This window comes from Rhodococcus sp. WB9 (assembly GCF_007558985.1).
Classification (GTDB): domain Bacteria; phylum Actinomycetota; class Actinomycetes; order Mycobacteriales; family Mycobacteriaceae; genus Rhodococcus_F; species Rhodococcus_F opacus.
Genome location: NZ_CP041769.1, coordinates 293509 through 307033, shown reverse-complemented (window position 1 = coordinate 307033; position 13525 = coordinate 293509). Strand labels below are relative to the sequence as shown.

13 protein-coding genes and 1 pseudogene are annotated in these 13525 nt (G+C 66.0%); 6 read left to right on the top strand and 8 right to left on the bottom strand.

The genetic code is table 11. From position 1 onward, the window contains the following. Positions 1–72 precede the first annotated feature (72 nt). Positions 73–675 carry a TetR/AcrR family transcriptional regulator gene (locus FND50_RS01445; protein ID WP_005566148.1) on the top strand — a complete coding sequence of 201 codons (603 nt, stop codon included), beginning with the start codon at positions 73–75 and terminating at the stop codon, positions 673–675. On the opposite strand, the gene FND50_RS01440 is transcribed toward FND50_RS01445, so the two are convergent. After that, entirely contained in the window at positions 639–1985 is a 1347-nt protein-coding gene (locus tag FND50_RS01440; protein ID WP_144284509.1) for an MFS transporter, read from the bottom strand. The two genes, FND50_RS01445 and FND50_RS01440, sit on opposite strands and share 37 nt — an antisense overlap. A gap of 321 nt (positions 1986–2306) precedes the next feature. Between FND50_RS01440 and FND50_RS01435 the strand changes: the two genes are divergently transcribed. Continuing rightward, a complete protein-coding gene (locus FND50_RS01435; RefSeq protein ID WP_144284508.1) occupies positions 2307–2987 on the top strand; it encodes a class I SAM-dependent methyltransferase in 681 nt (226 codons plus the stop codon). Between the two features lie 3 nt (positions 2988–2990). Here the strand turns inward: FND50_RS01435 and FND50_RS01430 are convergent, their stop codons facing one another. Next, positions 2991–4220: a cytochrome P450 gene (locus tag FND50_RS01430; protein WP_144284507.1), complete on the bottom strand. Its 1230-nt coding sequence runs from the start codon at positions 4218–4220 to the stop codon at positions 2991–2993. Between the two features lie 144 nt (positions 4221–4364). Here FND50_RS01430 and FND50_RS01425 point away from each other — a divergent pair. Beyond that, a pseudogene (locus tag FND50_RS01425) lies at positions 4365–5143 on the top strand (hypothetical protein). Positions 5144–5345: 202 nt separating this feature from the next. After that, the gene (locus FND50_RS01420; protein ID WP_144284506.1) at positions 5346–6752 is read left to right on the top strand and encodes a guanine deaminase; all 1407 of its coding nucleotides are present in this window, start codon (positions 5346–5348) and stop codon (positions 6750–6752) included. 54 nt (positions 6753–6806) lie between these two features. Here the strand turns inward: FND50_RS01420 and FND50_RS01415 are convergent, their stop codons facing one another. From FND50_RS01415 to FND50_RS01390, 6 genes are all read right to left on the bottom strand, one after another. Next, on the bottom strand, positions 6807–7274 hold the full coding sequence (locus FND50_RS01415) for an SgcJ/EcaC family oxidoreductase (protein ID WP_144284505.1): 468 nt from the start codon (positions 7272–7274) through the stop codon (positions 6807–6809). Positions 7275–7360: 86 nt separating this feature from the next. Beyond that, a complete protein-coding gene (locus tag FND50_RS01410) occupies positions 7361–8524 on the bottom strand; it encodes a Gfo/Idh/MocA family protein (protein ID WP_144284504.1) in 1164 nt (387 codons plus the stop codon). A gap of 128 nt (positions 8525–8652) precedes the next feature. Next, positions 8653–8937 carry a hypothetical protein gene (locus FND50_RS01405; RefSeq protein ID WP_144284503.1) on the bottom strand — a complete coding sequence of 95 codons (285 nt, stop codon included), beginning with the start codon at positions 8935–8937 and terminating at the stop codon, positions 8653–8655. Then, a complete protein-coding gene (locus tag FND50_RS01400; protein WP_260850866.1) occupies positions 8934–9119 on the bottom strand; it encodes a hypothetical protein in 186 nt (61 codons plus the stop codon). The genes FND50_RS01405 and FND50_RS01400 overlap by 4 nt, the downstream gene beginning before the upstream one ends. Before the next feature lie 250 nt (positions 9120–9369). Beyond that, the gene (locus FND50_RS01395; protein ID WP_037205170.1) at positions 9370–9771 is read right to left on the bottom strand and encodes a lipopolysaccharide assembly LapA domain-containing protein; all 402 of its coding nucleotides are present in this window, start codon (positions 9769–9771) and stop codon (positions 9370–9372) included. Between the two features lie 75 nt (positions 9772–9846). Next, a complete protein-coding gene (locus tag FND50_RS01390; RefSeq protein WP_144284501.1) occupies positions 9847–10635 on the bottom strand; it encodes a hypothetical protein in 789 nt (262 codons plus the stop codon). 83 nt (positions 10636–10718) lie between these two features. On the opposite strand from FND50_RS01390, the gene FND50_RS01385 reads away from it, so the two are divergent. Continuing rightward, positions 10719–12167: a hypothetical protein gene (locus FND50_RS01385; RefSeq protein ID WP_144284500.1), complete on the top strand. Its 1449-nt coding sequence runs from the start codon at positions 10719–10721 to the stop codon at positions 12165–12167. Further along, the gene (locus tag FND50_RS01380) at positions 12167–13189 is read left to right on the top strand and encodes a glutamate ABC transporter substrate-binding protein (protein WP_144284499.1); all 1023 of its coding nucleotides are present in this window, start codon (positions 12167–12169) and stop codon (positions 13187–13189) included. The genes FND50_RS01385 and FND50_RS01380 overlap by 1 nt, the downstream gene beginning before the upstream one ends. Positions 13190–13525 lie beyond the last annotated feature (336 nt).

Genomic DNA, 13525 nt, shown 5'->3' with positions numbered 1-13525 from the left:
GCATCGGGCGCGATGTCAAGGGTGCACTATGCTGACGGGACTGCTGACGTGAGACGAAGGGCGGAAGTCACCGTGGCCACCGAAGACCGGCGTGTGCGCCGCACCAAGCGGCTGCTGCGTGACGCACTCGTCTCGCTCGTGCTCGAACGGGGATATTCCGCAGTCACCGTGGAAGACGTCACCGAACGTGCCGACGTCGGCCGCGCGACGTTCTACACGCACTACACGGACAAGGACGAACTGCTCGGCCAGATCGTCGCCGACCTCGGCGAGGACCTGAAGGAGCGGCTGCGGCCCCTCGTGTCCGACTCCTCGGTGGGGTTCACCGGCAAGCCGGTGCTCGAAATGTTCCGGCACGCCGCCGAGGAACGCGACGCCTACCGCGTCGTACTGCGCGGCGAGGGCGACGGGCGCGCACTGCGCCGATTCGTCGACGAACGGACTGCCCTTGCCGCCCAGATCTTCTCGGCCCGATCCGACGCGAACGGGGTCACACCCCGCATCGACATGGAGGTGCTGTCGCGGGCGTGGGTGGGCGAGCAGGTGACGGTGCTGCAGTGGTGGCTCGAATCCGATCCACCACCGCTCACACCGGAAGCCGTGACCGAAATGTTGCTGGAGCTGTCGCTGCGTGGACGCTACTGGGCATCCGGCTTCGACGGCTCACCCTCGTAGGACGACGGCGCCACCGGATAGTCGCGCACCGCGGCACTGTCTCGTGCGTACGGCCGGTACAGCAGGCCGGAGCACAACCCGTTGACGACGGTGAGCGCCACGGTCACGAGCAGGAGCGCTCCCTGCAACCCGATCGCTTCGCCCAGATAGCCGACCAGCAGCGCATATCCCGCGTATGCGAGCGCCTCCACCGTCGACACCGACACAGCGAAGGCCAGGGCCCGCTGTTCCGGGCGCACCACCGCCATGATCAGCGGACGGTTGACCACCGGCACCTGCCCTTGCAGGAACCCGACCACCGCGAAGATCGCGACGAAGAATCCGATCGACGACGTCGCCATCTGCAGCTCGACGAATACCGCTGCCGCGAAAGCCAACTGACTGGCCTGCAGCATCATCACCCGTCCACTCGCGGGCCACCGGCGGTGGACGGCGTCGTTGAGACGGCCGCCGACCACGGTTCCGAGCAGGTACCCGATCGCGAACGGCGTAGCGACGATCGCTGCGGTGGCCGTCGAGAATCCCCGCTCCTCCACCAGGAACACGATGCCGAAACTCATGATCACGTTCTGCCCCGAGAACAGCCGCTGCACCAGGATGTAACGGAACGTCTTGATGCGCAGCAGCTCCCGCACACCGGCGACGACGTTCTGCGCCTTCTCCTCCGCTTTCATTGCCGCACCGCCGGCCCTGTTCTCGCCCCCGCCGGGCCGTGTGTCGTCGAGAAACACGACGACGAGAACACCGATCAGAATGCACATACAGCCGGAGAGGACGTAGCCGTACCGCCAGCCGTCGTCGAACCCCGACAGCTGACCGAACAGCGGGGCGCTCACGCCGGTGATGATGGCGACGCCGCCGTACAGCATCCCGGTGGCCCGGCCGCGCCGTCTGTCGTCGTAGAGATCGCCCATGATCTCGAGAGCGATGGGCCCCGCGCCCGCGAAGCCTGCAGCCGCGATGCCGTACAGGATGACGAACTGGGTGAAACTGCTCGACAGGCCCGCCAGGATCACCCACACACCCCAGAAGCCCGAACACGTCGCAAGCACGGCCCGGCGCGAGAACCGTTTGGCGAGGAAGACCCACGGAACCGCGGCGAAGATGCCCACCGCCTTGGACACCGCCACGATGACGCCGAGCGCCGACGACGAGAGCCCCAACGCCTCCCGCATCAGCGGGAACAAGACCGTGGTGATGCTGTTCTCGGCGTTGTCCATCGCGGTCGAGGCCGTGAGCAGACCCAGGTTCTTCCCCCGGGTCCGCCTGCCGGCCGTCAGCGTGTGCGTGGTGGAGACGTCCAGTGCCATCTGCGTCCTCTCGACGAGTCACCCTGCAATGCGTGTGGTCCGAATCACAGGAGCCAATGCTGGCGACAGTATCTATAAATGGACGCTGTGTCTATGTTTGGATTTTCGGAGTCCGGAATAGTGACGCGTTTTCCGGATTCACGCTCGCAGGAAAGGTCTGCACCGGGACCGACCCCGTCATCACCCCTGATCAGCCTCCTCACGCACGCGGTGATCGGTGCAAAACAGACCGCACACCCGTTAATCTCGAATCGAGAACGGGAAGTCGACCCGCACGGTTCGAGGGCCGTGGGAACACGGATATCAACGAGGAGCGCGACCATGCCGATGGCACCGTTCGACCCCATCACCGCGATCTACACGCCGGCTCACGCCTGGATGTACGAGACCATCGTGGCCCCGGCCGTCTACCGCTCACGCCACGTCATCGACGAGTACTTTCTGCCGCATCTCCCACCGAACGCCCGCATTCTGGACGTCGGATCGGGCGGGGCACTGTTCACGAACTACATCGCCGACCAGCGCCCCGACGTGCACATTCTCGGCCTCGATCTGTCGGAAGCCCAGATCAAGCGCGCCACCAAACGCATGCGTCACTACGGCCACCGGGTCCGGTTCGACGTCGGCGACGCCACGCGGCTCGACTTCCCCGACCAGACATTCGACGGTGTGATCAGCTACGGCTCCATCAAGCACTGGTCGTCGCGCGAGGCCGGACTCGCCGAGTGCGTGCGTGTCCTCAAACCGGGTGGCCCGCTGCTGATCACCGATGCGGACCGCAGCACGAGTTTCGAGGACGCCGAAAAGTTCGTCGAGAACTACAAGGCGCCGCGCGTCCTCGGCAGCATCAATCTCGCGATCTTCCACACCTGGATCGCCGGTCGCTCCATCAGTCTCGACGAGGCGCGTGATCTCGCGAGCCGACTCGATCTCGTCGACGAGCACGTCTCCCGCATCGCCGAGATGCCACTCGTCATGATTTCCGGGCGTCGGCCTGCGTGAACCTCACCGTCCGTCACGTGTCCGGGCCGGCAGTGCGGCGATGCCGCTGATGAACGCGGAGAGCAGCAGCGCCGGTTCACCCACCGCGTGGAGTGCGGGGTGGGCGGTGAAGAGTTCTTCGAGCATGACGCGCAGCTCCAGCCGTGCGAGGTTCATACCCAGGCAGTGGTGAATGTCCTTCGCACCGAAACCGAGATGCTTGCCGGCGTTCGCCCGGGTGATGTCGAACCGGCCCGGACCGTCGAAGATGCGTCCGTCGTGGTTCGCGGACAGGTACCACAGGACGACCTTGTCCCCCGCCGCGATGTGGGCGCCGCCGAGCTCGGTGTCGACGGTCGCGGTGCGCCGCATGTAGGGCACCGGGGAGGCGAAGCGGATCACCTCGTCGATCGTGTCGTCGATGTGGCCGGCGAAATCGGCGAGCAGCAATTCTCTCTGGTCGGGGTGCTCGGTGAGCAGATGCAGCGCCCAGGCCAACGCTTGCCGGGTGGTCTCGAAACCGGCCGTGATCAGCAGGATGACGAACGAACCGAACTCGGTCGGTGTGAGGGTCTCGCCGTCGACCACCGTCGACACCAGCCGGGACGTCAGATCCTCGCCGGGATCCGTCTTGCGCCTCTCACCCAGTTCGAGGGCGTACCCGTAGATCTGGCCCAGGCCGGCCGCTCCGCCGGGTGCGGTGACGAACTCCTGATCACCACCTCCGGCGATGACGTCGGCCGCCGCGGCCAGGATCATCGGCCGGTCGCTCTCCGGGATCCCCAGCAGCTCGCAGATCACCTGCACCGGCAACCGGGTCGCAACGTCGGGAACGAAGTCGAACTCGGCATCTCGGGGAAGGTCCGCGGCGATCTGCGCAGCGTAGCCGCGCACTCGCTCGGCGATGCCCCGCACCGACGCCGCGGTGAACGCCGATTGCACGATGCCGCGCAGACGCCGGTGCCGGGGGTCGTCCATGGCGATCATCGACATGGCGAACTCGAGGATCTCGGCCGGGACGTCGTCGATGGTGAAGCCCTTGGCCGAGGAGAAGACCTCCGGGTTCCGGCTGACCGCGACCACGTCGTCGTATCCGACGACCGACCAGAAGCCCGGACCGGCTGTTTCCGCGTGGAACTCGATCGGCGTTCGCTGACGAAGCTCCTCGAACATCGCGCGATGGCCCGCGAAACTTCGGTCCCAGAACGCGCGTGATGCGGGCGAGACGATTTTTTCGGACGCAGAACCCGTCACCGGTCCCCCTCGGTCGGTCGTATCGATACTGCGACCCTACTGGGGAAGCCGTGGTTACGCTGATGAGGCATCACCGCAGGTCAACAGCTATTATCATAGGATCACCCGGCGGTGCGCCGGAGATGAAACGGGGAGGATCGACCTGTGGTGTCGAGGGTTCGGCTCGGCAACCTGCGAGAGGTGCGCGATCATCCGTTGGGGATGACCGAGACCGGGTTTCGCGCCGCCTTGACCCAGCCCGAAGCGTTCGCCAGAGGTCGTGGCCCGTTTCCCGGTGATGCCGACAGCGTCCGGTCCGGGCGTGAACTGTTCGTCACCGCGCCGGACGACGAGGTGCTCGCGGTGGCGACGATCACCGGGGTCCGCGAGTACGACGACGAACTCGTCGTCGACGGAGACCTGGTTGTCGATCACGAACGGGTGGGGACGCGGCTGCTGATACGAACCCCGGCCGAGAACGTCTTCTCCTGCGCAGACGAGGAATCGGCGTGGGCGGGCTCGATCGAGCGGGCGCGATGGGTCTACGTGCGGGCGCTGGTCGAGGTCGCAACGGTCAAGACGGCGTCCTACGAGCGCCGGCTCGCGGGCGCAGATCCCGCCGCCGACCCCGAGGTGACCCTGGCGACTGCCAACGAGACGATGCAGGTGGTTCCGCGGTACGTGATGATCCACCGCAGCGGGAAGCTGCGTCTCGGCGGGCCGTACGCCGACACCGCGGACTGGGACGGCCACGTCGAACCCTGACGGATCACGGGTACGTCGACTGCCTGCGCCTCGACGACGTCCTGGGCACCAGCGGCGACCTCGACATCGACGTGCTCCGGCCGCTCACGTCGCGGGCCACCGCCGCGGAACTTCTCGAGTCATTGGGCTGGGACAAGGTCATCCGTCGATTCGTCGACGACCGCACACCCCCGCAGTAGCACCGAGCCGGCAGTGATTTGCCGCGGGCGCTTGGCCTGTTCGGCCGCGACCCGGGTCTGATCGGTGGCATTGTGAGTACGGGCTGTTATCTCATCGTGGGTGCGGCACGGCCGCACAGGTGCTACTCGGCTGGGCTTCGTCCAGCCGCCGAAGTTCATTGCAGAAGGCATGATCCGTTACCACTCGACGGGAGTTCATCGCATGGCCACGCACACCCATCTCGGACACATCTTCCACATCGCCGGCACACCGAAAGTGACCGAAGCCGCGGCCGCCCTGGTATCGATTCCCGACGGCGCCCTGGTGCTGGACGACGGCGGGCGAATCGTGTTCTGCGGTGACAGAGCCGAGATCCCGTCGGAATACGAGTCCGGCACCGTGCACGACCACAGGCCCGGCTTTCTGCTGCCTGGGTTCGTCGACACCCACATCCACTTCCCGCAGACCTACGCCGGCGACTCCTACGGCGGCGGCCAGCTGCTGGAATGGCTGACCCTGTGCATGTTCCCGTCGGAGACGAAGTTCGCCGACCCGGAGTTCGCGCAGCAGGCGGCCGTCGAGTTCACCAACCGGCGCATCTCCGCGGGCACCACGGCCGCCATGGTGTTCGGGTCGGCGTTCCCACATGCGCAGGACGCGTTGTTCACCGAGACGCAGAAGGCCGGTCTGCGGATCGTCAGCGGCCGCGGAATTCAGACCGTCGGCGGCGAAACCGCTCAGCCGCTGATGACCTCCGAAGAGGACGCGATCCGGCTCACCCGCGAGGAGATCGAGAAATGGCACGGCGCCGACACCGGCGATGTCGCCACGGCGTTGCTGCACGTGGCAATCATCCCGCGGTTCTCGCTGTCGGTGACCCCCGAGACCCTGAAAAATCTCGGAGAACTCTACGAAGAGGTCCGGGACCGCGGGGTGTACGTGCACTCGCACCTCAACGAGAACAATCGGCCCGGCACCGGCGAGGTCGACTCGACCAAAGAGACCTATCAGGTGAATTCATACCTGGACACGTACGACGGGAAGTTCCTGCCCGGCTCGGAAGTGGGCGGGAAGAGCCTGCTGGGCCGACGCACCATCCTCGCGCACTGCGTGCACTGTCAGGATGTCGAGCTCGAACGGATGGCCGAGACCGGCACGTCCGTCTCGCACTGCCCGATCTCGCAGCTGTTCCTGGGATCCGGAACGATGCCGTGGAAGCGCACCGTCGCGTCGGGCGTCAACATCTCGGTGGGAACCGATTTCGGCGGCGGCGACGAATGGCTGATTCCCCGGGTGCTCGGCGACGCGTTCAAGGTGCACATCACCGAGGCCGGTGACGACGGGGTGTCAATGCATCCGGCCGAGATGCTGTTCGTCGGCACCCTCGGCGGCGCCCGGGCACTGGACATGGAGAACCGGTTCGGCAATTTCGACGTGGGTAAGGAAGCCGACTTCGTCGTCGTCGACCCGTCCGGCACGCCTGCGCTCGACGGCCTGCTGCGCAACGCCGTTCGCGCCGCCGATCCCGATCTGGCCCGCGATCAGACCCTGTTCGCGTTGCTGATGGGGATACGCGACACGTCCATCTCCGAGGTCTACGTCGCAGGCCGAAAAGCCAAGGCGTCCTAGACGGGTGGTTCCCCGTGACCGCCGGACGACCTCACGGTCGACCGGCGGTCACGGCTAGGGGTTCACCGACGAATGGTGGTTGGCAATCAGCCACTTTCCGTCTTCGTACCGATAGACCCACGTCACCCTTGCCGCCACATCTTGACCGTTGGCGTTGATGACCCAGCGGCCCACGTTGTAGGCGAGGTTGCAATCCGAATACTTGACACTTTCCTCCATGCGGGCGATGGGATCGGCCTTGATCAGGTTGACGAAATACTCCGTTATCTCCTCCGGAGTGTCGGCGATAGGCACCGACAGGGTCGGCAGCAGCACCGCATCCGGCCGGTACAACGCGGCGACCCTGCTCGCGTCACCGCTTTCCAGTGCGTCATTCCAACTCGTGAAGAGCGCATCCAGTTCACTGTCTGTCGCGCGCACGCAATTGTCTTCGGAGTCAGAGGAACTGCCCGAGGAACAGGCGACCGCCGAAATTGCCAACGCGAGAATCGCAAAGCCCAAGCCGAACGGTGTGGTCTTCATACCAACCTCCGCGGAGAAAGGCGCCTACGGGAATTGACCCGCTAATCGATAAAGCGTAACTCCGGGACCTGGCTCTGCGGATCGGATCAGCGCACGTCGACCCACCCACGGGATGCGACCGATGCCGTGATGGCGTCGAGAGTGTCGGCCGCGGCCACGGCGTCGGCGATCGTTGCGCCCCGGGGCTTTCCGTCGACGATCGAGGCGATGAAGTTGTTCCCCTCGATGACCTTGAGGTCGTCGTAGCTCATCGAGGACGCGGAACCCGGCTGGAAACGGGCATACGCTCCGGCGTCGGGGCCCACCCACACCGTGGTGATCGACTGGTCCTGGTATTTGCTCCCGAGGCTCGTTCCGAGTTCGTTCATCCGGCGGAAGTCCCAGTACACCGCACCCTTGGTGCCGTGGATTTCGAACCCGTAGTTGTTCTGCTCGCCGACGGCCACGCGACTTGCGTCCAGCGTTACCCGTCCGCCGGACGACAGGCGAACCAGCGCGCTGACGAAGTCGTCGTTCTCCACCGGCCCCAATTTGCCGCCCGTCGCGCGCGCATGCCCGCTGGTGGCACCCGTCGGGACAGCGCGCTGGGGGATGAAGATCGCGGTGTCGGCCACGACTGCGTCGATGTTGCCGAGCAGGTACCGGACCAGGTCGACACCGTGCGAGGCAAGGTCTCCCAGAACGCCCGACCCACCGCGCGCGTTCTCGTAACGCCAGCTCAGCGCCCCGTCCGGATGCGCGGCGTAGTCGCTGAGGAAGCGGAATCGCGAGTGCGTGATGGTGCCCAGTTCGCCCGACGCGATGAGGTCGTGCGCCATCGCGACAGCGGGTGCGTTGCGGTAGTTGAATCCGACGGTCGACTGAACGCCCGCCTTCTCGACGGCGGCGGCCACTGCCTTCGCATCCTCGGATGACAGCCCGACCGGCTTCTCGATCCAGATGTGCTTGCCCGCCTCGGCCATCGCGACACCGATCTCGCGGTGTAGGAAGTTCGGTGCGGTGATGCTGACTGCGTCGATGTTCTGGTCGGAGGCGATGTCACGCCAGTCGGTCAGCGCTACGCCGAACCCGAATTGGGCGGCGGCCTCCTCGGCGCGGCCGGGTACCTCGTCGGCGACGGCGCCCAGACGGATCGGCGGCGCTTCCGGGAAGTGGTGGCGCTGACGGAGATACGCGTTCGTGTGCACTCGGCCCATCCAGCCGAATCCGGCGACGGCTACTGCGATTTCGGTGGGGTTGACGTTGGTCAAGATCGACTCCGGAACTGATCGGGCGGCGTGTGTCTCTACGACAGTGCTGCGCGCCGGGAGCGAAGTCAATCGTTTGTGCTGACAAAGTGGCTCTCGAGGTGATTTTGATGGCTTTTCCGGGCCAGCGACTACGCGCCCGCGCGTCGCACCAACGCCGGTACGCCGGCGTCGACCCGAACCATCCACTGATCCAGCGACTCGAACATCTCGTCCCCCGACGGTCCACCGGGAACAGAGAGCTCATGCAACGCTTGGCCTTCCGAAGGAACAAGCGAAACCTGGGGCGGAACGTCCTCACCCGATGCCGAGCCCGACACCACGTCCGCAGTTCGCAGGACAGCGGCGAGAATGCTGCCCTGTTCGTCCGCCAGGATCTGCATCTGGGAAACCCGTGGTGATTCCTGTGTCGTCATGCGAGGACGCCTCCTTCCAGATGGAACCACACGCCCGAAGTGGAGCTGTTGTGAATGCCGAGCACGTAGTACTGCTTGCTGGGGCCGCCGAACACCGGTGCGGCGGCGGTGCCCTGCCACTGCGTCATCAGGATCTTCGTGCCACCACCACCCTGGCTGGCATCGAGTCTCGCAGTCGCCAACTGTGGCCCCTTCCAGATGTCTCCAAACGAGAAGGAGAATTGATTCGCCTGCCCAGCGGCGAGAAAAAGCCCCTGAGGGGTTGTCGACCAAGCCATTTCGGTGTCCTTTCGTCGAATCACGAATGCGATACAGGACCGACCGTATGAGGAGATTCAACAGTTGAACCGAGTAGTCGACTACTCGAAATCTCTCGGCCGAGGGCCTGACCGGTCGACGCATCGATCGAGCGAACACGGAAACGAGCAACGGTCAGGTGGTCAGTTTCCGTTGCCGGTTCGCTGCCCGCCGGATCTGAAGGATCCGGACACCGCCGACGAGCGCCATGATCACCGCGCCCGCGATGGCCGCGAACAGCAGGGTGACACCGAGCGGGACCGTGAACTCCCAGACGAACAGTTCGAGAACGACACTGTCGAGGTTCTGCAGGATGAACACGAGAAGCAGGACCAGGACGAGGATGCCGATGACCAGACCAGTCCAGGTGGCCCCGGTACGGGTGTGCTTGATCCCCTTGCCTCTCGCCACGTCCGACGGCACCCCGGAACCCGCGTCGTGGGGACGCGGGTCGGAGGACGGCACCTCACCACCAGGCGGGTGTCCTGTCGGGAGACCGGATCCGGAGTTCGGTGTTTCGTCCGTTGGCGGCAACATGAGACCCGATTACCCAGGCCGTCACCCCACCAACCGGGTCGGGGCTGTTCCCTCGGGAGCAGCCCCGGTTGTCGATCATCGTGGTGTAATCGCCGGGGGCAGGTAACGGTCGATCAAATCCTGGATGGGATCTGGCGCCACCTGCGGCGGGGGTGACACCGGGTCCTGCGCGAAGGCACCGAGCACGTCGCTGGTGTGCTGTTCGGCGGTGCCGTACGTGTTGGCCGATACCGAGAAATCAGGCCCGAACGATGCAGAAGCGACAACACTGGGCCCGTAGTCCGACCAGCCCCATTTGGTTCCGGTCACCGATGGCAGCCGCCCGGTGCCCCAGTTCTGATGGGTTCCGTCGGCGGCGGCGGGGGCCGCGGTGGCCATCCACTCCAGAATCTGGCTGTCCGGATCGATGGTCTTCTTCGCCTCGAGAAACGTCACGGTGTCCGCGGTGCTGGTCACCGCGTCGCCCCAGAATCCGGATCCCCGGGTACTGGTGAGCCGATACTCGGCGGCGATCACATCGATCGACTGCGGGTACTTGGCGTACGCCTGCGAGGCTGCGTTGTCGTCGCTGTCACGGATCATCCGCTGCCCGAGAGCGAGGTCCTCGGGCGAGCCGTCGCCGTGCCGGAGCAGGTAGTCGGCTACATACAGTTTCACGATCGACAATCCCGGCCTGGCTTCCCCCTGATTAGCCGTCCCGACGCGGGTTCCGCTCGGGCTGTGCATGAACGACAGCGCCGTCCGCGCCGGCACCTCATCGATCCTGTCGGGCGTCGGCGCCGAGTGAGCCGTCATTCCGGACGCGAACGCGACGAGCCCGGCTACCAACAGCGACAGCGCGGAGCAACACACCCACCTGTTCATACCGCGCGAGTACCCGGTTCCACCGGGCTCAGCCGTCCCGGTCACCGGAAATCTGGTTCCTACGGTGTCGGTGTCCCGAGTCGGTGCGCCGATCGGCACCGTCGGTGCACACTGAACTCAGCCCCGCGGCCCGGATCGGTGCTCTTACCGGAACCGCGGAGGCGGTGCAGGAGGACCGGATGTTCCACCGCGGCGAGCATGCCGTCACCGAAGCTCCCACGCTCGACGAGGACCTGCTCGTCGAGCCCGTAGCCCGCCGCCGCCCGTGGGTCGAATTCTTCGCGTCCACGCCCGGACGGCTGTCCATGCTGGGGATCGCGCTCATCGCCGCGGTCATCGCGGCGGGCGCGGTCACCTCGGCGGCGGTCGGCGCGCGGCAACAGCGCGTCGAGACACTGCGCACCCACACCGAGCCCCTGGCAAACGCCGCCCAGGCCCTCTACAGCTCGCTGTCGATCGCCGATGCCGCCGCTATCACGTCCTTCATCTCCGGTGGCGGTGGTGTCGAGTCGTCTACCGGCGCGGAGCAGTTCACCCAGGCGATCGGGGACGCGTCGAACGCGCTGGTCACGGCGACCAACGGGGTGTCGTCGCAGGACGCCGGATCGCTGGCGCTGCTGTCGGACGTGGTGCGCGACCTCGCCGAGTACTTCAACCTCGTGGCCACGGCTCAGGCGAACGACCGGGCCGGCAACCCGGTCGGGGTGGCGTATCTGGCCGATGCGTCCGCGCTCATGCAGGACACCATCCTCCCGTTGGCGGAGCGACTCTACGTCCATCAGGCCGAGGCGGTCGCCGAAACCCAGACGCACACCGCCCAGCTGCCCGCGGCCGCCTTCACGGTGACGGCGGCCGCCCTCGTCGCCCTCGTTCTCGCCCAGCTGTACCTCATCCGGAAGAGCAAGCGCCGGTTCAACCCCGGCCTCGCTGTCGCCACCCTGCTGATGGCCGGGCTTCTGTTGTGGCTGATCGCCGGAAGCCTGGTGTCGACATCGGCGAGTGAACACGCGAGAACCGAAGGAACGCAACCCATCAACGCGGTTGCCCGCGCTCGCATCCTGGCGCAGCAGGCCCGCGCCGACGAAACTCTCGCCATCCTGCAACGCGGGTCCGACACCCAGTCGGAAGTCGACTACGCGCGGCACTCCCAGGCCTTGTCCGACGAGCTCACCCGGCAGCTGGAGAGCTCGCATGGTCGCGCCGCCGAGCAACACCTCCGCGACGCCGTGACGGCTCGCGACGGCTGGCTGGCCGCGCACCGGGACATCGAGGGCGCCCTCGAGCGCGGTGACTACCCGACAGCTGCGGCGATCGCCGCCGGATCCGGCTCGGGCACATCGTCGACGCAGTTCGCCGCCCTGGACGAGTCCCTGAGGAACGCGATCGAGCGACTCCGCGACGACGAGGCCAGCGCGGTGACGGACGTCTACCGGTCGATGTCGGCACTGGCAGTCGGTAGCATGATTATTGGCGTGTCCTGCGGATTCGCCGTCGGCGGGGGGATCTGGCCGCGATTGAACGAGTACCACTGATGACACAGGTGAGGCTTTCGAGACCGGTGGCAAGACGGTGTGTCCGGCACCTCGTCGGCGTTCTCGCCGTCGCTGTCCTCGCCGGCTGCGCCGCACCCGACCCTCTCACCCCGCCCATCACGAGCACCTACACCGCACGACCGATGACGGAAGGCGCACAGATCATCCCGCCGACGAACAGTCCGCCGCCTGAACCGCCGCTCCCTGAGTCGTGCGGGGCGCTCGCGAGCCTGCGACCCGGCCCGCAGCCCCCGCCCGGGCAGATGCCGCCCGGGGGATCACTCGCCGAGATCGCGGGACGGGGCCGGTTGATCGTCGGCGTCGACCAGAACACCAATCTCTTCAGCTTCCGAGACCCGACCACGGGCACCCTGCAGGGGTTCGACGTCGATGTGGCGAAGGAGATCGCCCGCGACATCTTCGGCGATCCGACCAAGATCGAGTTCCGGCTGCTCACCTCCGCCGGCCGGTTCTCCGCACTCGAGAACAATGACGTAGACGTCGTCGTCCATGGCTTCTCGATCACGTGTGAACGTGCACAACTTGTCGGCTTCTCCACCGAGTATGTCCGCGCCTTTCAACGCATTCTGGTCCCTCGGGGTTCCGACATCGCCGGACCGGCGGACCTGGCCGGAAAACGGGTCTGCACCTTCATCGACACCACGTCGCTCGGCACCGTCCAACGGGTCGCGCCGGACGCCACGATCATCGCGGTCCCCGACTGGGACGACTGCCTGGTCACCATGCAGAAGAAGCAGGCCGACGCGACCAGCACCTCCGACTCGATCCTCGCCGGACTCGCTTCCCAGGACCGGAATCTCCAGATCGTGGGGCCACGGCTGGAGGCAGAAGAGCACTGGGCGATCGGTGTAAACAAGGGCAGGGAAGATCTGGTGCGGTTCGTCAACGGCACCCTCGACCGATTACGTGCAGACGGCACGTGGACGAGCATCTACGACCGGTGGCTAGCGGCCCCGCTCGGACCCGTCGCGGGCCCGCCCCCACCTACCTATCGTGATTGAGGGGCATGAAACGTCGGGCGCCGTCTCGAACCGCGCATATCCCTCGTCGAGGACGCCGCGAGCGAGGCATTCTTCGAGGAGAAAAGAAAATGCAGGCTGCCTCTGGTGCGTCAATATTCCCGATGAACGCACGCGAGGTCTCATGTGCATATCCGTGGCGGTCGTATTATTCCGCCCCGCGATTCACTAGCGAATTTCGGGTTACTCCCCTGGGGCGGGATGTCGACTCTTTCGCGTAGGTTGCGAGCTGGTGCGCCCGAGTCCTCGCGACGAGGTGGAGCCGCCGCCGAAACACATACCTACCGATCAGGGCGGCGGCCCGGCTGCCCCCAGGCG

What these genes read in the sequence shown, in the direction of transcription:
- FND50_RS01380 (WP_144284499.1), top strand. Translation starts at nt 12,167, where the DNA reads ATGACACAGGTGAGGCTTTCGAGACCGGTGGCAAGACGGTGTGTCCGG.
- FND50_RS01435 (WP_144284508.1), top strand. Translation starts at nt 2,307, where the DNA reads ATGCCGATGGCACCGTTCGACCCCATCACCGCGATCTACACGCCGGCT.
- FND50_RS01405 (WP_144284503.1), bottom strand. Translation starts at nt 8,937, where the DNA reads ATGACGACACAGGAATCACCACGGGTTTCCCAGATGCAGATCCTGGCG.
- FND50_RS01420 (WP_144284506.1), top strand. Translation starts at nt 5,346, where the DNA reads ATGGCCACGCACACCCATCTCGGACACATCTTCCACATCGCCGGCACA.
- FND50_RS01395 (WP_037205170.1), bottom strand. Translation starts at nt 9,771, where the DNA reads ATGTTGCCGCCAACGGACGAAACACCGAACTCCGGATCCGGTCTCCCG.
- FND50_RS01390 (WP_144284501.1), bottom strand. Translation starts at nt 10,635, where the DNA reads ATGAACAGGTGGGTGTGTTGCTCCGCGCTGTCGCTGTTGGTAGCCGGG.
- FND50_RS01415 (WP_144284505.1), bottom strand. Translation starts at nt 7,274, where the DNA reads ATGAAGACCACACCGTTCGGCTTGGGCTTTGCGATTCTCGCGTTGGCA.
- FND50_RS01440 (WP_144284509.1), bottom strand. Translation starts at nt 1,985, where the DNA reads ATGGCACTGGACGTCTCCACCACGCACACGCTGACGGCCGGCAGGCGG.